Genomic DNA, 23887 nt, shown 5'->3' with positions numbered 1-23887 from the left:
GGGCACCGAGGGTGCGATCTAGCCGCCTGCTCGCTTGGTCTTGAAGCCACGCTTCTCGAGTTCACCAACCAGCAGGTCGACATGGTCGCCCTGGATCTCGATGATGCCCTCCTTGAAGGCGCCGCCGGTGCCGCAGCGACGCTTGAGCGCACTGGCCAGCTCCCTGAGTTCATCACCCTCGAGTGGCACGCCGGTGACAGTGGTCACCGTCTTGCCACCGCGCCCCTTGGTCTCGCGTCGCACCCGGGCGATGCCGTCACCGGTCGACGCCGGGGCGGCTGGCTCTTCCGGACGAATGCGCCCCACGTCGGTGGAGTACACCAGACGGCTGAGGTCCGACAGCGACGAGGTTTTCTTGCTCAAGGGACGTCCTCCCAGTTCGATTCAGACGCCGGGCGCCTGGAGGCAACCTTGGATGCAACGCCGACCGGTTCGGGCCGCGCTATTCCGGGGCCGCGCAATGTAGCAGCATCGCCCGCGGATGCTAAGGCGCGAATGCGAGAAATTAAGGCAGGGATGCGACATCGGTACCGTTCAGGACGAGCCGCAGTGCGGCCAGTGAATCAGGGCAATAGGGCACCTCGCGCGCCTGCTCAAGGATGACCGCGGGCGCGAGAAAGCGCGCCTCCAGCACCTCTTCCGGCTGCAACCGCAGCGGGCCATCCCAGTGGGCGCTGAACACCCCGCCCCAGAGCCGATTGCCCGGTTCCTCGTAATAGAAGGTGCCGTGCTGGCGCAAGGGGACGCCGCTCACGCCCAGTTCCTCCGCCAATTCCCGCGCCGCGGACTCGGCATAGCTTTCCCACGGCGCCACCATGCCGCCGGCGGCCACGTCCCAGTAACCCGGGTAGAGCGCCTTGCTCAGGGTACGGCGGTGCACGCAAAGCTCGCCCGCGCCGTTGAACAGCAGGATGAAGGTGCAGCGACCGATCAGGCCACGGGCACGCAATTCCGCCCGCGGCAGGTGGCCCTGGATGCGGTCATCACGGTCGACCCAGACCACCGCCTCCCGGTCGGACGCGGCGCGATGGGCCGCTTCGCGCTCGTCTATCGCCATCAACCCTGTTCCAATAGTTGGCGCAGGTCGATGATGGCGGCATTGGCGCGGGAAATGTAGTTGGCGATCACCAGCGAGTGGTTGGCCAGAATGCCGAAGCCGCTGCCGTTGAGGATCATCGGACTCCAGATCGGCTGCTGCGCCGCCTCCAGCTCGCGGATGATCTCGCGCACATTCACCGTGGCGTTCTTCTTGGCCAGGGTATCGGCGAAGTCCACCTCGATGGCACGCAGGATGTGCGACAGCGCCCAGGCCTGGCCGCGGGCTTCGTAGAAGACGTTGTCGATCTGCAGCCAGGGCGTCTCGACGCGCTGCTCGTGCACTTCCGGCACCTGGCCGGCGGGAATGTCCTGGTTCGGCTGCACCTCGGCATCCAGGCGTACCCGACCGACGCTGGCGGAAAGCCGCTGGGACAGCGAGCCCAGGCGGGTCTCGACGTCACCCAGCCAATTGCGCAGGTTGTCGGACCGCGAATAGAAGTAGGCGGCAGGCTGGCCCTGGGCATTCTGGCCACCCAGGCGCGCCAGGTAGCGATCCAGGGAGGCGATGCCGGCGCGGTATTCCGACTCCGACGAGGGCATGGCCCAGCTGTGGTTGTCGAAGTTGAAGCGTGGCTCGGCCTGGGCCAGGTCGACGTCCTCGGTGGATTGCGACTGGGAACGGGCGAAGTCCTTGCGCAGGGCACGGGCCAGGTCGCGGGTCTGCACCAGCACGCCATATTCCCAGGACGGCATGTCGTCCAGCCAGACGCCCGGCGGCAGGATGTCGTTGGAGAGGTAGCCACCCGGCTTGTCGAGCAGGGTGCTGGCCACCTGCTTGAGCGTTTCCACGGTGGTGTAGCCCAATACCAGCTTGCGCCCGCTGGCCGTGGCCGCCTCCTGGGCATGCTGCTGCAACGGGAAGAAATCCGGTTCGCGGCTCCAGTACCAGCCGATCGCCAGGGTGACCAGCAGATAGAGTGCCACCAGCACTGCCACCAGCCGGAGCCATCCCGACCTCATATTCCACTCCCGCATGGCCAATTCCTTGCAATGATTTCAAAGGGGTCTGCGCTTGGACTGTCGCCGGTGGCGCCGGTTGCGCGCTTAAGCTCGGGCGCAGGCGGCAGAGGCGCGTCGGCGGTCATCCCGAGACTAGGGTAACAGGCGACGGACGCTACTCCAGAAGCGACCGGCAGTGTCCATGCGAGCGGCATCGCCGCCGCTAACCAGGGTAACGCCTCTTCCCTGCCGGTCTTCAATTGGTAGCATAGAGCCATCACCTCAAGAATGACGGATCAATTCGTGAGCGAACCTGAAGACCCGAGCCGCGACCGCCTGAAGCTGCACTTCGCCCAGCGGGTCATTCATCAGTCGCGCCAGGTGCTCGAGATCTGGCAGCGGCTGCAGCGGGACGAATGGAACGCGAGCAGTCTCGCCGAGCTGACCGATGCCAACGCGCGCCTGCTGCAATACGCCAAGCGCTTCGACCAGCAGGGGCATGCCGAACTCGCCGAGGCCATCGCCGCGACCCTGGCTCAGGTCGCGGCCAATCGTGGCCGCCTCAACAGCCAGGCCATCACCGAGCTCAGCCAGGCCATGCAGAGCCTGTCGCGCACCGGCCTGCGCCAGGGCGACCAGCTGGAGACCACCAGCCTGCCACCGCTGCGCAAGCCGATCTACATCGCCCTGCTCGATACCGCGCGTGCCGAGCGTCTGGCGCAGCAGATGGAATACTTCGGCGTGGTCATCCAGATCTGCCGCAGCGCCGAGGAATTCCGCCAGATGCTGGACACCCGCCACCCGGCGGTCATCGTCATGGACGTGGACTTCGGCGGCGTCGGTGCCGGTATCCAACTCGCGCTGGAGGCCCAGACCGGCCTGGAGCGCAAGCTACCGGTGCTGTTCTACAGCCACCAGGAGGCCGATACGCCCTTTCGCCTGGCGGCGGTCCGCGCCGGCGGCCAGGAGTTCTACACCGGCACCCTGGATTCGGCGCGGCTGCTGGAGAAGATCGAGAATCTCACCCGTACCGTCTACTACGACCCGATCCGCGCCCTGGTGGTGGACGACTCGCGCGCCCAGGCCATGGCCACGGAAATGGCGCTCAACAGTGCCGGCATCGTCACCCGCACCCTGATGCAGCCTGGCGCGGTGATGTCCCACCTGGCCGAATTCGTGCCCGACCTGATCATCCTCGACATGTACATGCCCGAGTGCATCGGCACCGAGCTGGCCAAGGTCATTCGCCAGCACGAGCGCTATGTCAGCGTGCCCATCATCTATCTGTCGGCCGAGGACGATCTCGACAAGCAGTTGGACGCCATGAGCGAAGGTGGCGACGACTTCCTCACCAAGCCGATCAAGCCGCGTCACCTGATCGCCACCGTCCGCACCCGCGCCGCCCGGGCGCGCAGCCTGCAGGCGCGCATCGTCCAGGACAGCCTCACCGGCCTGTACAACCACACCCATACCCTGCAGCTGCTGGAAGACGCCTGCTTCCGCGCCCGCCGTACCCAGCGGCCGATCACCTTCGCCATGCTGGACATCGACCATTTCAAGCAGGTCAACGACCACTACGGCCACCCCATGGGCGACCGGGTGATCAAGAGCCTGGCGCTGTTCCTCAAGCAACGCCTGCGCAAGTCCGATCACATCGGTCGCTACGGTGGCGAGGAATTCGCCATCGTCCTGCCCGATACCGACCTGGCCACCGCCACCCGGCTGATCGACGAGATCCGCCAGCGCTTCGCCGAGATCCACTATCCCGCCCCGCCCAAGGAGCTCAGCTGTACCTTCAGTGCGGGCCTGGCGCAGCTGGAGCCCAACCAGGAGATGACGCTGCTGGCCAAGCAGGCCGACCAGGCGCTCTACGCCGCCAAGCGCGCCGGCCGCAACTGCGTGCGCCAGTACGGCCAGGATTAACCGGACCCCGCCATCGCCTCTGCTATGATCGGCCGCTGCCGTTCATCGAGAAGCCCATGCGTGTCCTGCTGTTCCTGCTCACCCTGCTGCTGACCCTGCCCGCCGCCGCCGGCCTGTTCGATGCGCCGCGCCCGAGCGCCGCGCTGGGCCTGGACGGCCAGCGTCCCAGTCAGCAATTCCTGCCGGTGGATCAGGCCTTCCGCCTGGAGCAGCGCCGCGACGCCGAGGGCCGCCCCCAGGTGCGCTTCATCATTGCCGAGGGCTACTACCTCTATCGGCAACGCTTCGCCTTCGACGCCGACCCCGGTCTGCTGACCGCGCCGGTGGCCCTGCCGCCCGGCGAGCCCAAGCACGATGAATGGTTCGGCGACGTCCAGGTCTATCACGCCGGCGTCGACATCCCCCTGCCCCTGGCGCCCGACCGCGGTGGCCAAATAAAGGTGACCTACCAGGGCTGCGCCGATCGCGGTCTCTGCTATCCGCCGGAAACCCGCACACTGGACATCGCCGGCCCTGCGATGTCGACCGCAGCGACCCCGGCGGCGGACGCTCTCGTCCCCGATCAGCTCGGCTGGAACAGCCTCCTGCTGGCCTTTCTCGCCGGACTCGGGCTGACCTTCACCCCCTGCGTCCTGCCGATGCTGCCCATCGTCTCGGCAGTGGTCCTGGCCGGGCGGGTACGGCCGGGACGCGGCCTGCTGCTGGCGATGACCTACGTGGTGCCCATGGCCCTGAGCTTCGCCGCCCTGGGCGCGCTCATGGGGGTCTTTGGCGCCAGTCTCAATCTGCAGGCGCAATTGCAGTCGGCCTGGGTGCTGATTCCCTTCGCCGCGCTGTTCGCGCTGTTCGCCCTGGCCATGTTCGGTCTTTTCGAACTGCGCCTGCCGGCGGTCCTGCGTGATCGTCTGGAACAACTGGCCAGCGGCACCCGCGGCGGCTCCCTGGGCGGCGCGGCCACCCTGGGCGTGCTCTCCAGCCTGATCGTCTCGCCCTGCGTTTCGGCGCCCCTGGCGGGCCTGCTGCTCTACATCAGCAGCACCGCCGACTGGCTCGGCGGCGGACTAGCGCTGTTCGCCCTGGGCCTGGGCATGGGTACCCCGCTGATCCTCATCGCAGCCGGTGGTGGAGCCCTGCTGCCACGCAGCGGCGCCTGGCTGATGGGCATGCGCAATGCTTTCGGCGTGCTGCTGCTGGCGGTGGCCCTGTGGCTGCTCGAACGGCTGCTGCCGGGGCCGCTGGCGCTGGCAGCCTGGGGGCTGCTGGCGGCCGGCGCCGGGCTGTTTCTCGGCGCCCTGGAATTCGTGCCCAAGCCACCCCGCCAGCGGCTGCTGCAACTGGCGGGTCTGACCCTGGTGGTCTATGGCGCGGCGGCCGGCATCGGCGCCCTGCGCGGTGCCAGCGATCCCTTGCGCCCGCTGGGCGACGCCGCGGCGCCTGCCGTGGCCGCCCGCGCGGACGTCATGCGCAGCCTCAGCGATCCGGCGGCCCTCGCCGCCGCCCTCGGTCAGGGCCGCCCGGTGCTGGTGGATGTCTATGCCGACTGGTGCATCAGTTGCAAACTCATCGAGCGCGAGGTGTTCGGCGATCCCGGGGTGCAGGCACAGTTGCGGGATTTCACGCTGATTCGCTTCGATATGACGGCGAGCGACCGGGAACAACGGCAATGGTTGGAGCGCCAGGGCCTGTTCGGCCCGCCAGCGATCCTGTTCTACGATGCAAGGGGCCAGGAACGGACCTCGGCTCGCATCGTCGGCGAAATCGACGCTACCGGCTTTCTCGCCCGCCTGACTGAGGTAAAAAGGCTCAGCTCCAGCGATTAAAAGAAATTTCGCCCAACGTGCTGGCATTTCCGGCAAACGTCCAGCGACTGGACAGTCACCTCAGGTTGCGGCATAGTCCGCGGCCAATCTGGTTGCGAAAACGTGAGGCAAGGCGGCTATGGCGCATCTGCTGGTACTGCATGGGCCCAACCTGAATCTGCTGGGGACCCGGGAGCCGGGCGTCTACGGTGCCACCACCCTGGCCCAGATCAACGCCGATCTCGAAGCCCGCGCCAGCGCTGCCGGGCATCGCCTGCAGTACCTGCAGAGCAACGCCGAGCACCAGTTGATCGACCGCATCCATACCGCGCGCGACGAAGGGGTGGATTTCATCCTGATCAATCCGGCCGCCTTCACCCATACCAGCGTCGCCCTACGTGACGCCTTGCTCGCGGTGAGCATCCCATTCATCGAAGTGCACCTTTCCAATGTGCACAAGCGCGAACCCTTCCGCCACCACTCCTATTTTTCCGACGTGGCGGTCGGGGTCATCTGCGGGCTCGGCGCCAGTGGCTATCGCCTGGCCCTGGAAGCCGCCTGCGAACAGCTCGCCGCCCGCGGCTGAGCGCGATCCAATTCCTAGAACATCATCTGAACCCGAGGGGAGAGCCAACGCCAATGGACATCCGTAAAGTCAAGAAACTGATCGAGCTGCTGGAAGAGTCCGGTATCGACGAGCTGGAAATCCGCGAAGGCGAAGAGTCCGTCCGCATCAGCCGCAACACTGGCCGCGGCCAGGGCATGCAGACCGTCTACGCCGCCGCTCCGGTCGCCGCCCCGGCTCCGGCTGCCGCGCCGGCCGCTGCTGCGCCCGCCGCCGAGGCTGCCGCTCCGCAACTGACCGGTAACGTGGCTCGTTCGCCCATGGTCGGCACCTTCTACCGCGCTTCCTCGCCCACCACTCCGCCCTTCGTCGAAGTTGGCCAGCAGGTGAAGAAAGGCGACATCCTGTGCATCGTCGAAGCCATGAAGATGATGAACCACATCGAAGCCGAAGCCAGCGGCACCATCGGCCAGGTGCTGGTCGAGAACGGTCAGCCCGTCGAATTCGACCAGCCGCTGTTCACCATTGTCTAAGCCCGTGGAGCCCACGATGCTGGAAAAAGTCCTGATCGCCAACCGCGGGGAAATCGCCCTGCGCGTGGTGCGTGCCTGCAAGGAGCTGGGCATCAAGACGGTGGCGGTTCACTCCACCGCCGACCGCGAGCTGATGCATCTGTCCCTCGCCGACGAATCGGTGTGCATCGGCCCGGCCCCCTCGCCCCAGTCCTACCTGAACATCCCGGCCATCATCAGTGCCGCGGAAGTCACCGGCGCCACCGCCATCCATCCCGGCTACGGCTTTCTCGCCGAGAACGCCGACTTCGCCGAGCAGGTGGAACAGTCCGGCTTCGCCTTCGTCGGCCCCACCGCCGAGGTGATTCGCCTGATGGGCGACAAGGTCTCCGCCAAGAACGCCATGAAGAAGGCCGGCGTGCCTACTGTCCCGGGCTCCGACGGCGCCCTGCCGGATGACGAGGCCGAGTGCCTGCGCATCGGTCGCGAAGTCGGCTATCCGGTGATCATCAAGGCCGCCGGTGGCGGTGGTGGTCGCGGCATGCGCGTGGTCGAGGATGAGGCCGAGCTGATCAAGTCGATCAAGCTGACCCAGACCGAAGCTGGCGCCGCCTTCGGCAATTCCATGGTCTACATGGAGAAATTCCTCGGCAATCCGCGTCACGTGGAAGTCCAGGTGCTCTCCGATGGCCAGGGCAATGCCGTGCACCTCTACGACCGTGACTGCTCGCTGCAGCGTCGGCACCAGAAGGTCATCGAAGAGGCGCCCGCGCCCCAGATCGACGAGAAGGCCCGCGAAGAAGTGCTGGCCCGCTGCGTCAAGGCCTGCATCGACATCGGCTACCGTGGCGCCGGCACCTTCGAGTTCCTCTACGAAGACGGCCGCTTCTACTTCATCGAGATGAATACCCGCGTGCAGGTGGAGCATCCAGTGACCGAGATGATCACTGGTGTCGACATCGTCAAGGAGATGCTCAGCATCGCCGCTGGCAATCCGCTGTCGATCAAGCAGGAAGACATCAAGATCACCGGCCACGCCATCGAGTGCCGGATCAATGCCGAAGATCCCAAGACCTTCATGCCCTCCCCGGGCCTGGTCAAGCACTACCATGCGCCGGGTGGTAACGGCGTGCGGGTGGATTCGCATCTGTACAGCGGCTACAAGGTTCCGCCGAACTACGATTCGCTGATCGGCAAGCTGATCACCTGGGGCAAGACCCGCGACGAGGCCATGGCCCGGATGCGCAACGCCCTGGACGAGCTGATCGTCGACGGCATCAAGACCAACGCCGATCTGCACCGGATGCTGACCCGCGACCAGGCCTTCGGCCAGGGCGCGGTGAATATCCACTACCTGGAGAAGAAGCTCGGCATGCGCCACTAACGCGGGACGGCTGCGCGTCGGCCAGGCTGCGTTGGAAGCCGCCTGGGTCGGCAGCCCGGCCTGGACGGCCTCGTCGGAATGCTCATTTACCCTAGGTAGAATGGGCTTCCTCGGCGATTTCCGCCTTGCCTGACCTAGCTCGCTCGCCCCGCCGGCTTCTTATCCAATAGACGGGCTGCCCTCGGGCAGCCCGTTTTCATTTACCCTCCCCGCTTTGATCCGATTCAGGTAGCCCATCATGTCCTGGCTGCAAGTCCGCCTCGCCCTCACTCCCGCCCAGGCGGAAACCTACGAAGACCTCATGCTCGAACTGGGCGCCGTCTCGGTGACCTTCATGGACGCCGAGGACCAGCCGATCTTCGAACCGGATCTCGGCACCACGCCGCTGTGGTCCCAGACCCATCTGCTGGCGCTGTTCGAAGGCGATACCGACGCTGCGGCCCTGGAGCAGCGCGTACGACTGTTGGCCAATGGCCTGACCTACGAGGTGGAGCGCCTGGAAGACCAGGAGTGGGAGCGTAGCTGGATGGACAACTTCCAGCCCATGCGCTTCGGCCAGCGCCTGTGGATCGTGCCCAGCTGGCACGAGGCGCCGGAGCCGGAGGCGGTCAACCTGCTGCTGGACCCGGGCCTGGCCTTCGGCACCGGCACCCACCCCACCACCTCCCTGTGCCTGCAATGGCTGGACGGCGAGCCGGTGGCCGGTCGCCAGGTGCTGGATTTCGGCTGCGGCTCGGGCATCCTTGCCATCGCCGCCCTGCTGCTGGGCGCCGAGCGCGCCTTGGGCACCGACATCGACGTCCAGGCACTGGAAGCTTCGCGGGAGAACGCCAATCGCAACGGCATCGACCCGGCACGCTTTCCGCTGTACCTGCCCGCCGACCTGCCGAGCGAACCGGCCGACGTGGTGGTAGCCAACATCCTCGCCGGTCCGCTGGTCGGCCTGGCCGAGCAGATCACTCGCCTGACCCGTGTCGGCGGCCGCCTGGCGCTCTCCGGCATCCTCGCGGAGCAGGCCGAGGACGTGCGTGCCGCCTACGCCGGCAGCTTCGACCTGGAGCCCACCGCCACCCTCGACGGCTGGGTGCGCATCAGCGGCACCCGCGTTCGCTAAGGGCCGGTCCAACGTCTGCTGCGCGTCGGCCAAACGGCGTTGAAAATGCCTTCGGAATGCTCATTCACCACTCGTAAACTCCGCTTCCTCAGCTATTTTCGCGCGGCCGCCCAGGCCTTGTTTGGCTCTAGCTCACGAGACTTAGAACGGGCTCCAACGACCGCCACACCGGCGGACCGCTCACCGGGCGGGCCGGCGGAAGCCCTTCTTTCGCCAGGGCCTTCGGGTACACTAGCGCGCTTAAATTCCCTGGCTGTCGCCTCGCCATGACCGATTCCCTCGTCGCCCAGTGTCCGCATTGCCATACTCGCTTCCGCGTCACCCAGGAACATCTGGCCGCTGCGGACGGTGACGTCAGGTGCGGCGTCTGTCTGGAAGTCTTCAACGCTACCAATCAGGCGGCGCCCCTGACCGCTCCGGCCGCCGCGCCCGCCCCGGTGGTACCGCCGCCCGCCGCGACAGCGCCGACGCCGAACGAAGCCGCCTGGCCGCACGACGAGCTGGATCTCAGCCACCTGGAGCTCGACGCCGAGGTCGCCCGCCTCGGCGCACTGGAAGAGCAGCGCCGTGTTCCGGCCATGCCTGCCTCGGCCCCCTCGGTGAAGGCACCGCAGGCAGAACCGGCGCCGGAGCCTGGCCTGGCCGCGCGTCGTCCCAAGGATGACGAGGACCCGCTGGAACTGCCGGCACTGGGGTCCGTCACCGCCGAGCGGGAAGCCGAACCTGAGCCGCTGGCGCTGCACGCTGTTGCCGAGCCGGAGCGCGACGACCACCCCGAGCCTGCAGCCGAACCCGAGCCCGTCGTCGCCCCACGGTCGATCCCCCCCCTGGCACCGATCACCACCAGTGCGGCGCCCTTGCGCCCGGCCGCCCCGCCGCCGCCCGCCCCGCTCACGGTGCCCGCGCGCGAACGCCAGGAGCCAGCCCTCGGCCACGTCGATGCCGAGGACGACGACCGCGCCGAACCCGGCCTGGGGCGCCTGGACGATTGGCGGGAGCCGGTCGCGGAGCCGCTCAGCGCCGACCGTGACGACGAAGAGAAAGCCCTGCCGGCCAAGTCGGCGAGCGCGTTGCGCAGCGAGCCGGAATGGCGGGACGATCCCCTGGTCGACCTGCACGACGACCCTCTGCTGCTGGACACCCGCCGCGAACGCCCGCGCTGGGGGCGCCGCCTGCTGTGGTTCTTCCTCTGCCTGCTGGCCCTGCTGGCTCTGGCCGGCCAGTACGTCTACTACCACTTCGACGAACTGGCGCGGCAGGACGGCTACCGGCCGCTGTTCGTCCAGGCCTGCGCCAGTCTCGGCTGCAAGGTGCCCTCCAAGGTCGACGTCCAGCAGATCCGCAGCAGCAACCTGGTGGTGCGCAGCCACCCGCAGTTCTCCGGCGCCCTGCGCGTCGATGCCATCCTCTACAACCGCGCGCCCTTCTCGCAGCCCTTCCCGCTGTTGGAACTGCGTTTCGCCGACCTCAACGGTCAGTTGCTCGCCAGCCGCCGCTTCAAGCCGGGCGAGTACCTGAACGGCGAGCTCAAGGGTCAGGACGAGATGCCGCCGCAGACGCCGATCCACATCGCGCTGGACATCCTCGACCCCGGTCCACGGGCGGTGAATTACAGCCTGAGCTTCTTTTCGCCGGAGTGAGGGAACCCGGGAATTGCTCATAAACTAGCCAACTCGCGCTTTATCCGGAGGCGGCGAGCGGGTATCATTCCCAACCCTTTTCAAGCACAGCAGTCCCTGTCCGCGGCCGGTTTCCGGCGCAGGCGGAACAGGCGCCTATTCGCCAGGGAAAAAGATATGTCGATGGTACGCATCGGCCCTTATACCTTGCCCAATCCGCTGATTCTCGCGCCCATGGCCGGGGTCACCGACCTGCCCTTCCGCCGCCTGTGCCTCGCACTGGGCGCTGGCATGGCCGTGTCGGAAATGGTGACCAGCGACGTGCGTCTCTACGACAGCCGCAAGTCGCGGCTGCGCCTGATTCACGCCAGCGAGCAGGAGCCGCGCTCGGTGCAGATCGCTGGCGGCGATCCGGCCATGCTGGCCGAAGCGGCCCAGCGCAACGTCGAGCTGGGCGCCCAGATCATCGACATCAACATGGGCTGCCCGGCCAAGAAGGTCTGCAACAAGGCCGCCGGTTCCGCGCTGATGAAGGACGAGGCCCTGGTGGCCGAGATCCTCGCCGCCGTGGTCGCCGCCGTGGATGTCCCCGTCACCCTGAAGATCCGCACCGGTTGGGATCCCGAGCACCGCAACGGCCCGCGCATCGCGCGCCTGGCCGAGGATGCCGGCATCCAGGCCCTGGCCGTGCACGGGCGTACCCGTGACGACAGGTTCCTCGGCGCTGCCGAATACGACACCATCGCCACCATCAAGCAGGCGGTCGGGATCCCGGTGTTCGCCAATGGCGACATCGACAGCCCGGAAAAGGCCCGGGCGGTGCTCGAACACACCCGCTGCGACGGCCTGCTGATCGGCCGCGCCGCCCAGGGCCGTCCCTGGATCTTCCGCGAGATCGCGCATTACCTGGCGACCGGCGAGCACCTGCCGGCGCCGACCGACGCCGAGGTGGCAGCCATCCTGCTGGAGCACATGGCCGCCCTGCACGCCTTCTATGGCCCGGAGATGGGCGTACGCATCGCGCGCAAGCACGTCGGCTGGTACCTGGCCGATCGCCCCGGCGCGACGGAATCGCGCGCCCTGTTCAATCGTTTGCAAGACGCGGACGCGCAACACGCCAGCATTCGCGCCTTCTTCGCGCAGCCCCCGATCGGGAAGCAGGTGGCATGAATTCGATGACCCAGACCCCTTTGACTGGAATAGCGCCCGTGAGCGACAACGGCGACTTAAAGCAGCACCTGACCGCCCCCCTGCAGGAGGGCCAGACGCTGCGCGACAGCGTCGAGAAGGCGCTGCGCAACTATTTCGCCCATCTCGATGGGCAGCCGGTGACCGACGTCTACAACATGGTGCTCTGCGAAGTGGAAGCACCGCTGCTCGAAAGCGTGATGAATTACGTCAAGGGCAACCAGACCAAGGCCTCGGAAATGCTCGGCCTCAATCGCGGCACCCTGCGCAAGAAGCTCAAGCAGTACGACCTGCTCTGATGCGCCTCCTCGCCGGCGGCCCAGGGCTCGACCGGCGGTCTCTCTTCTCCTGATGGACATGACCATGACCGACCAGACCTCTCGCCTCCCCGTCCGCCGTGCGCTGATCAGCGTGTCCGACAAGACGGGCGTCGTCGACTTCGCCCGTGAACTCGCGGCCATCGGCGTGGAAATCCTGTCTACCGGCGGCACCTACAAGCTGCTGCGCGACGAAGGCATCCCGGCCGTGGAAGTCGCCGACTACACCGGCTTTCCGGAGATGATGGACGGTCGCGTCAAGACCCTGCACCCGAAGATCCACGGCGGCATCCTCGGTCGTCGCGGCATCGATCACGAGGTGATGAACGAGCACGGCATCCGTCCGATCGACCTGGTCGCGGTCAACCTCTACCCCTTCGCCGCCACCGTGGCCAAGCCCGGTTGCAGCCTGGCCGACGCCATCGAGAACATCGACATCGGCGGCCCGACCATGGTCCGCAGCGCGGCCAAGAACCACAAGGACGTCGCCATCGTGGTCAATGCCAGCGACTACGCGGCCATTCTCGACAATCTCAAGACCGGCGGCCTGACCTATGCCCAGCGTTTCGACCTGGCGCTCAAGGCCTTCGAGCACACCGCCGCCTACGACGGCATGATCGCCAACTACCTGGGCAGCATCGACCAGCAGGCCGAGACCCTGTCCACCGAGGGCCGCGCCGCCTTCCCGCGCACCTTCAGCGCCCAGTTCATCAAGGCGCAGGACATGCGCTATGGCGAGAACCCGCACCAGCAGGCGGCCTTCTACGTCGAGCACGCCAGCGAAGCCTGCGTGGCCACCGCGACCCAGCTGCAGGGCAAGGAACTGTCCTTCAACAACGTCGCCGACACCGACGCCGCCCTGGAAACCGTGAAGAGCTACGACGAGCCGGCCTGCGTCATCGTCAAGCATGCCAATCCCTGCGGCGTGGCCGTGGCCGGCGACATCCGCCAGGCCTACGAACTGGCCTACGCGACCGACAACGAATCGGCCTTCGGCGGCATCATCGCCTTCAACCGCGAGCTGGACGCCGGGACTGCCCGCGCCATCGTCGAGCGTCAGTTCGTCGAGGTGATCATCGCCCCGCGCGTCAGCGCCGAGGCCCGTGAAGTGGTCGCCGCCAAGGCCAACGTCCGCCTGCTGGAATGCGGCGAGTGGCCTGCCGAGCGCAAACCCGGCCTGGACCTCAAGCGCGTCAACGGCGGCCTGCTGGTACAGAGCCGCGACATCGCCATGATCACCGCCGCCGACCTCAGGGTGGTGACCCGGCGCGCGCCCAGCGAGCAGGAGCTGCAGGATCTGATCTTCGCCTGGAAGGTGGCCAAGTTCGTCAAATCCAACGCCATCGTCTACGCCAAGGGCCAGCAGACCGTGGGTATCGGCGCCGGCCAGATGAGCCGCGTCAACTCGGCACGCATCGCCGCCATCAAGGCCGAGCATGCCGGCCTGGCCGTGGCCGGTGCGGTCATGGCCTCGGACGCCTTCTTCCCCTTCCGCGACGGCATCGACAACGCCGCGGCCGTCGGCATCACCGCGGTGATCCAGCCGGGCGGTTCCATGCGTGACGCCGAGGTCATCGCCGCCGCCGACGAAGCGGGCATCGCCATGGTCTTCACCGGCATGCGCCACTTCCGTCACTAAGACCTGCCACGGCGCGGCCGCAAGGCCTCGCCGTCGCGCCAATTTTCAGCGGTGGCCGCCCCGATGCGGACGCCCGAGAGGAATTCTGCATGAACGTACTCATCATCGGCAGCGGCGGTCGCGAACACGCCCTGGCCTGGAAGGTCGCCCAGGACAGTCGGGTGACCAAGGTCTACGTCGCACCGGGCAACGCCGGCACCGCCACCGAGGCCAAGTGCGAGAACGTCGCCCTCGACGTCCTGGCCCTGGAGCAGTTGGCCGACTTCGCCGCCGCCAACGTCCAGCTGACCATCGTCGGCCCCGAGGCGCCCCTGGTGGCCGGGGTGGTCGATCTGTTCCGCCGACGCGGCCTGCCCTGCTTCGGCCCCACCGCAGGCGCGGCCCAGCTGGAAGGCTCCAAGGCCTTCACCAAGGACTTCCTGGCCCGGCACCGGATCCCCACTGCCGCCTACGCCAACTTCACCGAGGTGGAGCCGGCGCTGGCCTACCTGCGCGAGCAGGGTGCCCCCATCGTCATCAAGGCCGACGGCCTGGCCGCCGGCAAGGGCGTGATCGTCGCCATGACCCTGGCCGAAGCCGAGGACGCCGTGCGCGACATGCTCTCCGGCAATGCCTTCGGCGACGCCGGTGCGCGGGTGGTGATCGAGGAATTCCTCGACGGCGAGGAAGCCAGCTTCATCGTCATGGTCGACGGCAAGCACGTGCTGCCCATGGCCACCAGCCAGGACCACAAGCGCGTCGGTGACGGCGACAGCGGCCCCAACACCGGCGGCATGGGCGCCTACTCCCCGGCACCGGTGGTAACCGCCGAGGTGCACGCCCGGGTCATGCGCGAGATCATCGAGCCCACCGTGGCCGGCATGGCCAGCGAAGGCAACGTCTACACCGGCTTCCTCTATGCCGGTCTGATGATCGATGCCAGCGGGGCGCCCAAGGTCATCGAATTCAATTGCCGTTTCGGCGATCCCGAGACCCAGCCCGTGATGCTGCGCCTGCAATCCAGCCTGGTGCTGCTGGTGGAAGCGGCACTGGCCGAGGCGCTGGACAAGATCGAAGCCCGCTGGGATCCGCGGCCGAGCCTGGGCATCGTCCTGGCCGCCGGCGGCTATCCCGGCGACTACGCCAAGGGCGACGCCATCGCCGGCCTGGCGGCTGCCGCGGCGCTGCCGGGCAAGGTGTTCCATGCCGGTACCACCCTGCGCGACGGTCAGGTTGTAACAGCCGGTGGCCGGGTGCTGTGCGCCACGGCGTTAGGTGATACGGTTTCCGCTGCCCAGCAGAACGCCTATGCCCTGGCGCGGGAAATTTCCTGGAATGGCTGTTTCTTCCGTAGCGATATCGGCTACCGTGCCATCGCCCGCGAGCGACAGTGACGCTCGTCCGGGATTCGTCCGTCCAGCCGATGACGTCACCGGCTGCGATGGGCTGATCTATACTCGATACCTGCATCCGCGAAGGGAACTCTCGTGCACCGGCTCTGGATCGCCCTAGGCTTTGTGGTCAGCTGGCTGCTGTTGCTGGCGGTGACCAATTCCGTGCAAGCCGAGAATCCGCCGGACGCGGGCTGGGCGCAGTACGAAGACGCCACCGGCGACTTCCGGCTGGACGACGTGCGCGACCGTCTCTCCGCCTTCAAGCCGCTGATCGCCAACAAGACCCATAGACCCGCCGGCCCGGGCGCCCTCTGGCTGCACGCCCGGGTCTCGCCCGATACCCAGCAGCGGCTGCTGCGTATCATCTCGCCCAACGTCGGCTACCTGGACTTCTACGCCTATAGCGAAGACCAGATGCTCAGCGAGATCCGCGATGGCCTGGCCCGACCGCTGCTCAATCCCCAGCAGATCAGCCGCGATTTCGTCTTCCCCATCCCGCCCAGCACCGAGCCGCTGGACCTGTTCCTGAGATTCGAATCCCCCCAGCCGATGCGCATCGCGCTGACGCTCAGCAGCAGCGCCGAGGCCGAGATCACCCATCGCCTGGTGATGTTCGGCGTGCTGCTCGGCTGCCTGGCCATGCTCGCGCTGTACAACGGCGTGCAGTTGCTCTACCACCGCAGCCGCGCCACCAGCGCCCTGACCATACTGCTGGTGATGCTGGTGTGCGTGGCGCTCAACCTGTTCGGCCTGAGCAAGTTCCTGCTCGGCACCTTCAAGAACCAGGCGCCGCTGCTGACCGATCTGTCCGTACTCGCCTGCAGCGCGGCCGGACTGCACCTGGTCGCCGCCTTCTTCGGCTGGCGCCGGCTGCCGCTCTGGACCCGACGGGTGGTGCGGGCCCTGCTGGCCCTGGTGGGCGTGGCGGCCGTGGGACGGATACTCGCCGGCGACGTCTACGTCGGCGACTGGCTGATGCTGGTCAACGGCCTGGTACTGTTCGCCTGCCTGGTCATCGCCAGCGAACGCTGGCACCAGGGCGCTCGCTATGCGCGGCTGCTGGTGGTCTGCTGCGCCCTGCTGGGCTTGTCCGGCCTGATCGCCCTGCCGATCCTCACCGGCTACGCCAATGCGCCGCTATGGCTGGGACGGGCGCTGATGAGCAGTTGCATGCTCGGCGGCATCCTGCTCACCCTGGCCCTGGAGGAGCGCCGCCGCTATCTCCGCGAGGAGCAATTCACCCGCACCCGCGATCGCGCCGCCAACCACGCCGAGCTCAAGGGCAAGGCCGAATTCCTCTCGCGCATCAGCCATGAGATCCGCACCCCCATGAACGGCGTGCTGGGCATGACCGAACTGCTGCAGGGCACGGCGCTGTCGGCCAAGCAGCGCGACTACGTGCAGACCATCCACAGCGCCGGCGCCGAACTGCTCAACCTGATCAACGAGATCATCGACATCACCCGCCTGGAAAGCGGCCAGATCGAGCTGGAAGAGGTGACCTTCGACCTCAACGCCCTGCTCGACGACTGCCTGGACATCTTCCGCCCCCGTGCCGAGGAGCACCGGGTCGAACTGCTCAGCTTCATCCAGCCCCAGGTACCGCGCCGCTTCATCGGCGACCCGACCCGCCTGCGCCAGATTCTGCTCAACCTGCTGGAAAATGCCTTCCAGCGGACCGAAGAGGGCGAGATCCTGCTGGTGATCTCCCTGGAAGAAGCCGCCGGCCATGCGCCGCGCCTGCGCATCTCCGTGCAGGACAGTGGCACGCCGCTGGATGCCACCCTCAGCCGCCAACTGCTCTCCAGCCATCTCGACAGCCGTGACTTCCTCACCGGCGACACCGACAGCCTCGACTTCGGCCTGATCATCGCCCGCCAGCTGGTGCTGCTGATGCAGGGTGAATTCGGCATCCAGAACAACGCCGAGGGTGGCTCCAGCTTCTGGATCAGCCTGCCCATCCCGGCCCAGGCGCTGGTGCTCTCCCGCGGCGACAGCGACTACCCGCTGCAGGACGTGCGCGTCCTGGTGGTCGACGACAACGAGCTGTGCCGCAAGGTGCTGCAGCAGCAGTGCAGCGCCTGGGGCATGCAGGTGGTCACCGCCGCCTCCGGCCGCGAGGCCCTGGCGCTGCTGCGCACCCAGTCGCACCTGCGCGAATACTTCGACGTGGTCCTGCTCGACCAGCAGATGCCCGGCATGACCGGCATGCAACTGGCCGCCCGCATCAACGAAGACGAGAACCTCAACCACGACCTGCTGCTGATCATGCTCACCGGGCTGAGCAACGCGCCCAGCAAGGTCATCGCCCGCAACGCCGGCATCAAGCGCATCATGGCCAAGCCGGTGGCCGGCTATACCCTCCGTGCCACCCTGGCCGACGAACTGTCTCGCCGTGGCCAGCGCGCCAGCGAACCGGAGCCCCAGGAACAGCCGAGTGGCGTTCCGGCCGACTTCCGGGTGCTGGTGGCCGAGGACAACAGCATCTCGGTCAAGGTGATCCGCGGCATGCTCAAGAAGCTCGGCGTGGAGCCCGACACCGTGAGCAACGGCCTGGAGGCCTTCGAGAAGATCCAGCAGAACACCTACGACCTGATCCTGATGGACTGCGAGATGCCGCTGCTCGACGGCTTCGGGGCCACGCGCCGGTTGCGGGCCTGGGAGCAGCAGAACCACAGGTCGCGCACCCCGGTGGTGGCGCTGACCGCCCACATCCTCACCGAGCACAAGGATCGCGCCCAGGAGGCCGGCATGGACGGCCACATGGGCAAGCCGATCGAACTGTCCCAGCTACGCGAGCTGCTGCTCTACTGGGCCGAGCGCCGGCGCCTGGACGTGAGCAAGCCCGGTCTCAAGGCGCATCCTTGAACCTGTCCTTGACGTAGGTGATCTCGGTCTTGCCGTGCGGCGCCGGATTGCCCTCCTCGTCGAGGTTGACGAAGACGATCTTGTCGATGGTGAGGATGCTCTTGCGGGTGATCTTGTTGCGCACCTCGCATCTCAGGGTGATGGAGGTCCGACCGAACTCGGTGGCGGTGATGCCCAGCTCGATGATGTCACCCTGGCGCGAGGCGCTGATGAAGTTGATCTCCGAGATGTACTTGGTCACCACCTTGGGATTTTCCAGCTGGACGATGGCGTAGATCGCCGCCTCTTCGTCGATCCACTTCAGCAGGCTGCCACCGAACAGGGTGCCGTTGGCGTTGAGGTCCTCGGGTTTCACCCATTTGCGGGTATGGAAGTTCATCAGGGCTCCTTGAATGTCCAGGGGGGTGGGGCATCAGATCAGAGGGCGCGCGGTAGATTCCGGTCGACATGAGGCAGAGCGCCACCCTTTGGGTTTAGTGCGATCCTCGTTATACTGCCCCCGCATCGCGGCCACCAGGCCGCCCCGCCTTCCGCTCGAGGGGCGCTGCAGCACGCTGCGTTATCCCATCCTAGCCGACCCGCCGCCGCTGCGGGAATCTCGGCGGGCATGACGCCAGACGTTGTCAGGCTCGAGTGGAGCGTTATCAGAACGCATCAACGGCGCCCATTCGCACCTAACGAATGGAGACTCTTCAATGAGCGCTGTCCTTACGCCTGCCGCTTTCAACGATTTCAAGGTCGCCGACATTTCCCTGGCCGACTGGGGTCGTCGCGAAGTCATCATCGCCGAATCGGAAATGCCCGCCCTGATGGGTCTGAGACGCAAGTACGCCGGCGAACAACCCCTGGCCGGCGCCAAGATCCTCGGCTGCATCCACATGACCATCCAGACCGCCGTGCTCATCGAGACCCTGGTGGCCCTGGGCGCCGAAGTGCGCTGGTCCAGCTGCAACATCTTCTCCACCCAGGACCAGGCCGCTGCCGCCATCGCCGCCGCCGGCATCCCGGTGTTCGCCTGGAAGGGCGAGACCGAAGCCGAATACGAGTGGTGCATCGAGCAGACCATCCTCAAGGACGGCCAGCCCTGGGACGCCAACATGGTGCTGGACGACGGCGGTGACCTGACCCAGATCCTGCACGACAAGTACCCGCAGGTGCTGGAGCGCGTGCACGGCATCACCGAAGAGACCACCACCGGCGTGCACCGCCTGCTGGACATGCTCAAGGACGGTACCCTCAAGGTCCCGGCGATCAACGTCAACGACTCGGTCACCAAGAGCAAGAACGACAACAAGTACGGCTGCCGCCACAGCCTCAACGATGCCATCAAGCGCGCCACCGACCACCTGCTGTCCGGCAAGCAGGCACTGGTGATCGGCTACGGCGACGTGGGCAAGGGCTCGGCCGCCTCGCTGCGTCAGGAGGGCATGATCGTCAAGGTCTCGGAAGTCGATCCGATCTGCGCCATGCAGGCCTGCATGGACGGCTACGAGCTAGTCTCGCCCTATGTCGATGGCCTCAACGACGGCAGCGAAGGCTCCGTGGATCGCGCCCTGCTGGGCAAGATCGACCTGATCGTCACCACCACCGGTAACGTCAACGTCTGCGACGCCAACATGCTCAAGGCCTTGAAGAAGCGGGCCGTGGTGTGCAACATCGGTCACTTCGACAACGAGATCGACACCGCCTTCATGCGCCAGCATTGGGGTTGGGAAGAGGTGAAGCCGCAGGTGCACAAGATCCACCGCACCGGCCTGACCGTCGATCCGACCAACGACGACTACCTGATCCTGCTGGCCGAAGGCCGTCTGGTGAACCTGGGCAACGCCACTGGCCACCCCAGCCGCATCATGGACGGCTCCTTCGCCAACCAGGTCCTGGCGCAGATCCACCTGTACCAGGAGAAGTTCGCCGACCTGCCGGTCGCCGAGAAGACCGCCAACGTCACCGTCATGGTCCTGCCCAAGAAGCTCGACGAAGAAGTGGCCCTGGAAATGGTGAAAGGCTTCGGTGGCGTCGTCACCCGTCTGACCGAGGCCCAGGCCAAGTATATCGGTGTGACCCAGGACGGCCCCTTCAAGCCGGACAGCTACCGCTACTGATGGCACGCCCCTGAGGGCACTCCCCGCCCGCGAGGGCGGGGCTTCTCACGAGAGAGACAATGTGAAACCCAGTCTGAGTTTCGAATTCTTTCCCTGCAAGACCGAGGCGGGCCACGAGAAGCTGATCGCCACCGCGCGGCAGCTGGCAGGCCACGGGCCGGAGTTCTTCTCCTGCACCTACGGCGCCGGCGGTTCGACCCGGGATGGCACCTACCGCACCGTGCGCCAGCTCAACGACGAGGTCGGCGTACCGACCGCGCCGCATCTGTCCTGCGTCGGCGACAGCAAGGCCAAGCTGCGCGAACTGCTGCAGCAGTACCGGGAAGCCGGCATCAACCGCATCGTCGCCCTGCGCGGCGACCTGCCCTCCGGCATGGGCCTGTCCGGTGGCGGCGAGTTGCGTCACGCCAGTGATCTGGTCACCTTCATCCGCGAGGAAACCGGCGATCACTTCCATATCGAAGTCGCCGCCTATCCGGAAACCCATCCGCAGGCGCGCAGCTTTACGGACGACGTGCGCAATTTCGTGTACAAGATGGAGGCCGGTGCTGACCGCGCGGTCACCCAGTACTTCTTCAACGCCGATTGCTACTTCCATTTTGTGGAACGTGTCCGCAAACTGGGGGTCGAAGCTCCTGTGATCCCTGGCATCATGCCGATCACCAACTACAGCAAGTTGGCGCGCTTCTCCGATGCCTGTGGCGCTGAATTGCCGCGCTGGCTGCGGAAGCAATTGGAAGCCTACGGTGACGATACCCAAAGCATCCAAGCCTTCGGCGAAGAAGTCATGACCGCCCTGTGCGAGCGTCTGCTCGAAGGTGGGGCACCCGGCGTGCACTTCTACACCCTGAACCAAGCGGAGCCGTGCATCGCCATCTGGCGAAACCTCGGCTTCTGAAGCCGGCCACGCGTTTTGGCGGCGGCTTCACCCAACCGTGATTACCGCTTCCGGTCATCGCCCGGCCCTTCATCCAGCGCAGGATGACGAGTGCGGGCGAGACGTCCAAACCTTTCGGACGTCAACCAGGAGCGCAACCGCGCCCCCACGTCGGCGGGACGCCGACAGAGACAGGAACCCCGCATGTCCTTCATTTCCCTCGGTCTCTCCGAGGCCCTTGCCCGCGCCGTGGAAGACGCCGGCTACCTGAACCCCACTCCCGTCCAGCAACGCGCCATTCCGGCCGTCCTGCAGGGTCGCGACCTGATGGTGGCGGCCCAGACCGGTACCGGCAAGACCGGCGGCTTCGCCCTGCCGGTCCTGGAGCGGCTGTTCCCCAACGGTCATCCCGATGGTCACCACTACGTCGCCAAGCAACCGCGCGTCCTGGTGCTGACCCCGACCCGCGAGCTGGCGGCCCAGGTGCACGACAGCTTCAAGGTCTATGCCCGCGACCTGCCCATGCGCAGCGCCTGCGTCTTCGGCGGCGTCGGCCTCAAGCCGCAGGTCACCGCCCTGGCCAAGGGTGTCGACGTCCTGGTCGCCTGTCCCGGCCGCCTGCTGGACCTCGCCGGCCAGCAGAGCGTCGACCTGTCCGCCGTGGAGGTCCTGGTGCTGGACGAAGCCGACCGCATGCTCGACATGGGCTTCATCCATGATGTGAAGAAGGTTCTGGCCCGCCTGCCGTCGCGACGCCAGAACCTGCTGTTCTCGGCCACCTTCTCCAAGGACATCACCGACCTCGCCGGCAAGTTGCTGCAGGACCCGGAGCGCATCGAAGTCACCCCGCCGAACACCACGGTGGAGCGCATCGAACAGCGCCTGTTCCGTATCCCGGCCAACCAGAAGCGCGCCCTGCTCGCCCACCTGATCACCCTGGGTGCCTGGGAGCAGGTGCTGGTGTTCACCCGGACCAAGCATGGCGCCAACCGTCTGGCCGAGTACCTGAACAAGCACGGCCTGCCGGCCGCGCCGATCCATGGCAACAAGAGCCAGAACGCGCGTACCAAGGCCCTGGCCGACTTCAAGAGCAATGAGGTCCGCGTCCTCGTCGCCACCGACATCGCCGCCCGCGGCCTGGACATCGACCAGTTGCCCCACGTGGTCAACTTCGAGTTGCCCAACGTCGAGGAAGACTATGTGCACCGCATCGGCCGTACCGGTCGAGCCGGTCGTAGCGGCGAGGCCATCTCGCTGGTATCACCGGACGAAGAGAAGCTGCTCAAGGCCATCGAGCGCCTGACCAAGCAGAGCATCCCGGACGGCGACATGCAGGGCTTCGACCCCGCCAGCGTCCCGCCGGAGCAACCGGAAGTACGGGCACCGCGCGAGCCGCGTGGCAAGCCGCAGCAGAATCGCCAGAAAAAGGCCGAGAAACCGGCGCGCAGCGAAGGCCAGGGCCAGAACCAGGGCCAGGGCAAATCCAGCAGCAATGGCGAGGCCTCCGGTACGCAGCCCCAGGGCGAGCGCAAGGGCCGTACCCGCAATCGTCGCAACCGCCGCGATCGCGATGACGCCGGCCAGGACAAGGCCGCCCAACCCGGCCAGGCCGTCGCCCAGCAGCCGCGCAATCGCGATCCGGAAGAATTCCTGGACGACGATTACGACAACTTCGGCAACAGCGTCGACTACGTGAGCCCCTACCAGGGCAAGGGTCGCAAAGGCCCGCGCAGTGGCAATGCCGGTAATGGCGCCCGTCCTGCTGCGACCGCCGGCGGTGGCCAGCCCCGCCAGGGCCAGGGCCAGGGCCAGGGCCAGGGTGCTGCTCGTGCTCCGCGTGGCCAGCAACAGCAGCAGCCCGGCAAGCGTCGCGGCCAGAACGGCGGGCAGCCCCGCGCGGCCCGGCCTTACGAAGCCGCACCGAGCGAGCCGCGCGCCTATGCCACCGAAGAGCGGGCGTCGAGCAAGCCACAACCGAAGATCGTGCACAAGCCGTCCCGTGCCGATCGTCTGCCGACGCTGGAGCAGTTGGAAGAACTGCCAAGCCGTCCGCGTAGCGAGAAGCCCGCGCTGCTGACCCGCAACCGCGAAGCCTGATGGATCACGGGCCGCTCAGGCGGCTCGTTTTCCAGGCAAAAATAAACCCCGCCATGGCGGGGTTTATTTTTGCCTATCGAAAGGGTCACCAACCAGGGGGAGGCCTTTCAGACAGGGCCTGAATCAGGCGTGAGCGGCACGCAGGGCGTCGATATAGGGCTCGGCCTGGCGATGGCTGCGGATCAGCGCGATGAAGTCTTCACCCTCGGCATTGCGTGCATCGAGATCGTAGCCCGCTTCGACGAAGAAGCCGACGAAACGCTCGAAGTCGTCGGGACGCAACCCGCGATAGGCCTTGACCAGCTTGTGCAGAGACGCTGGGGTATCGTCCGCCGGTTCGACGTCGAGGAACAGCTTGATCTGCTCGTCACTGATCTCTTCACCGATGACCTGCTTTTTATCCTTGCGCATCCTTTGGCTACCTGTGCTGGGGGATTTGAGGGAGGATCGATTCTACTCCCGCCTTCCGCCAC

General features: G+C 66.6%; 20 protein-coding genes and 1 riboswitch. Of the genes, 15 read left to right on the top strand and 5 right to left on the bottom strand.

Going from position 1 to position 23887, the window contains the following annotated elements:
* Positions 1–18: 18 nt before the first annotated feature.
* The 3 genes from AR540_RS18560 to AR540_RS18550 form a co-directional block, all read right to left on the bottom strand.
* Positions 19–363 (bottom strand): translation initiation factor Sui1, encoded by a 345-nt coding sequence (locus AR540_RS18560; RefSeq protein WP_059230827.1) that lies wholly within the window; start codon positions 361–363, stop codon positions 19–21.
* Positions 364–505: 142 nt separating this feature from the next.
* On the bottom strand, positions 506–1057 hold the full coding sequence (locus tag AR540_RS18555; protein ID WP_059230824.1) for an NUDIX hydrolase: 552 nt from the start codon (positions 1055–1057) through the stop codon (positions 506–508).
* Positions 1057–2073, bottom strand: coding sequence for a DUF2333 family protein (locus AR540_RS18550; RefSeq protein ID WP_059230821.1), 1017 nt, complete (start codon positions 2071–2073; stop codon positions 1057–1059). The genes AR540_RS18555 and AR540_RS18550 overlap by 1 nt, the downstream gene beginning before the upstream one ends.
* Before the next feature lie 267 nt (positions 2074–2340).
* Between AR540_RS18550 and AR540_RS18545 the strand changes: the two genes are divergently transcribed.
* The 12 genes from AR540_RS18545 (at position 2341) to AR540_RS18490 (ending at position 18338) form a co-directional block, all read left to right on the top strand.
* Positions 2341–3960, top strand: a complete 1620-nt coding sequence (locus AR540_RS18545) for a response regulator (protein WP_059231585.1) — start codon at positions 2341–2343, stop codon at positions 3958–3960.
* Positions 3961–4016: 56 nt separating this feature from the next.
* Positions 4017–5780 carry a protein-disulfide reductase DsbD gene (gene dsbD / locus AR540_RS18540; RefSeq protein WP_059230819.1) on the top strand — a complete coding sequence of 588 codons (1764 nt, stop codon included), beginning with the start codon at positions 4017–4019 and terminating at the stop codon, positions 5778–5780.
* A 118-nt stretch (positions 5781–5898) separates the two neighbouring features.
* Entirely contained in the window at positions 5899–6345 is a 447-nt protein-coding gene (gene aroQ / locus AR540_RS18535) for a type II 3-dehydroquinate dehydratase (protein WP_059230816.1), read from the top strand.
* Positions 6346–6398: 53 nt separating this feature from the next.
* The gene (gene accB, locus AR540_RS18530; protein WP_059230814.1) at positions 6399–6857 is read left to right on the top strand and encodes an acetyl-CoA carboxylase biotin carboxyl carrier protein; all 459 of its coding nucleotides are present in this window, start codon (positions 6399–6401) and stop codon (positions 6855–6857) included.
* A 16-nt stretch (positions 6858–6873) separates the two neighbouring features.
* A complete protein-coding gene (gene accC / locus AR540_RS18525; RefSeq protein WP_059230813.1) occupies positions 6874–8220 on the top strand; it encodes an acetyl-CoA carboxylase biotin carboxylase subunit in 1347 nt (448 codons plus the stop codon).
* A gap of 238 nt (positions 8221–8458) precedes the next feature.
* The gene (prmA, locus tag AR540_RS18520; protein WP_059230811.1) at positions 8459–9334 is read left to right on the top strand and encodes a 50S ribosomal protein L11 methyltransferase; all 876 of its coding nucleotides are present in this window, start codon (positions 8459–8461) and stop codon (positions 9332–9334) included.
* Between the two features lie 266 nt (positions 9335–9600).
* Positions 9601–10974: a DUF3426 domain-containing protein gene (locus AR540_RS18515; RefSeq protein WP_059230808.1), complete on the top strand. Its 1374-nt coding sequence runs from the start codon at positions 9601–9603 to the stop codon at positions 10972–10974.
* A 156-nt stretch (positions 10975–11130) separates the two neighbouring features.
* Positions 11131–12123: a tRNA dihydrouridine synthase DusB gene (dusB, locus tag AR540_RS18510; protein ID WP_059230805.1), complete on the top strand. Its 993-nt coding sequence runs from the start codon at positions 11131–11133 to the stop codon at positions 12121–12123.
* Positions 12120–12440 carry a DNA-binding transcriptional regulator Fis gene (fis, locus tag AR540_RS18505; RefSeq protein WP_059230803.1) on the top strand — a complete coding sequence of 107 codons (321 nt, stop codon included), beginning with the start codon at positions 12120–12122 and terminating at the stop codon, positions 12438–12440. The genes dusB and fis overlap by 4 nt, the downstream gene beginning before the upstream one ends.
* Positions 12441–12504: 64 nt before the next feature.
* Positions 12505–14097, top strand: coding sequence for a bifunctional phosphoribosylaminoimidazolecarboxamide formyltransferase/IMP cyclohydrolase (gene purH, locus AR540_RS18500; RefSeq protein ID WP_059230801.1), 1593 nt, complete (start codon positions 12505–12507; stop codon positions 14095–14097).
* A gap of 89 nt (positions 14098–14186) precedes the next feature.
* A complete protein-coding gene (gene purD, locus AR540_RS18495; protein WP_059230800.1) occupies positions 14187–15470 on the top strand; it encodes a phosphoribosylamine--glycine ligase in 1284 nt (427 codons plus the stop codon).
* 93 nt (positions 15471–15563) lie between these two features.
* Entirely contained in the window at positions 15564–18338 is a 2775-nt protein-coding gene (locus tag AR540_RS18490) for a hybrid sensor histidine kinase/response regulator (protein WP_059230798.1), read from the top strand.
* Here AR540_RS18490 and AR540_RS18485 read toward each other — a convergent pair.
* Positions 18322–18717, bottom strand: a complete 396-nt coding sequence (locus AR540_RS18485) for an acyl-CoA thioesterase (RefSeq protein ID WP_059230797.1) — start codon at positions 18715–18717, stop codon at positions 18322–18324. The two genes, AR540_RS18490 and AR540_RS18485, sit on opposite strands and share 17 nt — an antisense overlap.
* 151 nt (positions 18718–18868) lie before the next feature.
* Positions 18869–19011: riboswitch (S-adenosyl-L-homocysteine riboswitch) on the top strand.
* 22 nt (positions 19012–19033) lie between these two features.
* Here AR540_RS18485 and ahcY point away from each other — a divergent pair.
* The 3 genes from ahcY (at position 19034) to AR540_RS18470 (ending at position 23414) form a co-directional block, all read left to right on the top strand.
* The gene (gene ahcY / locus AR540_RS18480) at positions 19034–20440 is read left to right on the top strand and encodes an adenosylhomocysteinase (RefSeq protein ID WP_059230795.1); all 1407 of its coding nucleotides are present in this window, start codon (positions 19034–19036) and stop codon (positions 20438–20440) included.
* Between the two features lie 61 nt (positions 20441–20501).
* Positions 20502–21338: a methylenetetrahydrofolate reductase [NAD(P)H] gene (gene metF / locus AR540_RS18475; RefSeq protein ID WP_059230793.1), complete on the top strand. Its 837-nt coding sequence runs from the start codon at positions 20502–20504 to the stop codon at positions 21336–21338.
* Between the two features lie 183 nt (positions 21339–21521).
* Positions 21522–23414 carry a DEAD/DEAH box helicase gene (locus AR540_RS18470; RefSeq protein WP_059230792.1) on the top strand — a complete coding sequence of 631 codons (1893 nt, stop codon included), beginning with the start codon at positions 21522–21524 and terminating at the stop codon, positions 23412–23414.
* Positions 23415–23537: 123 nt separating this feature from the next.
* Here AR540_RS18470 and AR540_RS18465 read toward each other — a convergent pair whose 3' ends face one another.
* Entirely contained in the window at positions 23538–23825 is a 288-nt protein-coding gene (locus AR540_RS18465; RefSeq protein ID WP_059230789.1) for a PA4642 family protein, read from the bottom strand.
* Positions 23826–23887 lie beyond the last annotated feature (62 nt).

It is taken from the genome of Pseudomonas sp. EpS/L25 (assembly GCF_001512295.1).
Classification (GTDB): Bacteria; Pseudomonadota; Gammaproteobacteria; order Pseudomonadales; family Pseudomonadaceae; genus Chryseomonas.
The sequence above is the reverse complement of the archived record's forward strand: the minus strand, read 5'-3'. Positions and strand labels throughout refer to the sequence as shown.

Excerpts from the sequence above, each read along its gene's own strand:
- fis (WP_059230803.1), top strand. The coding sequence starts at position 12,120 with ATGAATTCGATGACCCAGACCCCTTTGACTGGAATAGCGCCCGTGAGC.
- aroQ (WP_059230816.1), top strand. The coding sequence starts at position 5,899 with ATGGCGCATCTGCTGGTACTGCATGGGCCCAACCTGAATCTGCTGGGG.
- accC (WP_059230813.1), top strand. The coding sequence starts at position 6,874 with ATGCTGGAAAAAGTCCTGATCGCCAACCGCGGGGAAATCGCCCTGCGC.
- accB (WP_059230814.1), top strand. The coding sequence starts at position 6,399 with ATGGACATCCGTAAAGTCAAGAAACTGATCGAGCTGCTGGAAGAGTCC.
- dusB (WP_059230805.1), top strand. The coding sequence starts at position 11,131 with ATGTCGATGGTACGCATCGGCCCTTATACCTTGCCCAATCCGCTGATT.
- AR540_RS18470 (WP_059230792.1), top strand. The coding sequence starts at position 21,522 with ATGTCCTTCATTTCCCTCGGTCTCTCCGAGGCCCTTGCCCGCGCCGTG.
- AR540_RS18465 (WP_059230789.1), bottom strand. The coding sequence starts at position 23,825 with ATGCGCAAGGATAAAAAGCAGGTCATCGGTGAAGAGATCAGTGACGAG.
- AR540_RS18515 (WP_059230808.1), top strand. The coding sequence starts at position 9,601 with ATGACCGATTCCCTCGTCGCCCAGTGTCCGCATTGCCATACTCGCTTC.
- AR540_RS18485 (WP_059230797.1), bottom strand. The coding sequence starts at position 18,717 with ATGAACTTCCATACCCGCAAATGGGTGAAACCCGAGGACCTCAACGCC.
- AR540_RS18550 (WP_059230821.1), bottom strand. The coding sequence starts at position 2,073 with ATGCGGGAGTGGAATATGAGGTCGGGATGGCTCCGGCTGGTGGCAGTG.
- AR540_RS18555 (WP_059230824.1), bottom strand. The coding sequence starts at position 1,057 with ATGGCGATAGACGAGCGCGAAGCGGCCCATCGCGCCGCGTCCGACCGG.
- purH (WP_059230801.1), top strand. The coding sequence starts at position 12,505 with ATGACCGACCAGACCTCTCGCCTCCCCGTCCGCCGTGCGCTGATCAGC.
- ahcY (WP_059230795.1), top strand. The coding sequence starts at position 19,034 with ATGAGCGCTGTCCTTACGCCTGCCGCTTTCAACGATTTCAAGGTCGCC.
- purD (WP_059230800.1), top strand. The coding sequence starts at position 14,187 with ATGAACGTACTCATCATCGGCAGCGGCGGTCGCGAACACGCCCTGGCC.
- prmA (WP_059230811.1), top strand. The coding sequence starts at position 8,459 with ATGTCCTGGCTGCAAGTCCGCCTCGCCCTCACTCCCGCCCAGGCGGAA.
- dsbD (WP_059230819.1), top strand. The coding sequence starts at position 4,017 with ATGCGTGTCCTGCTGTTCCTGCTCACCCTGCTGCTGACCCTGCCCGCC.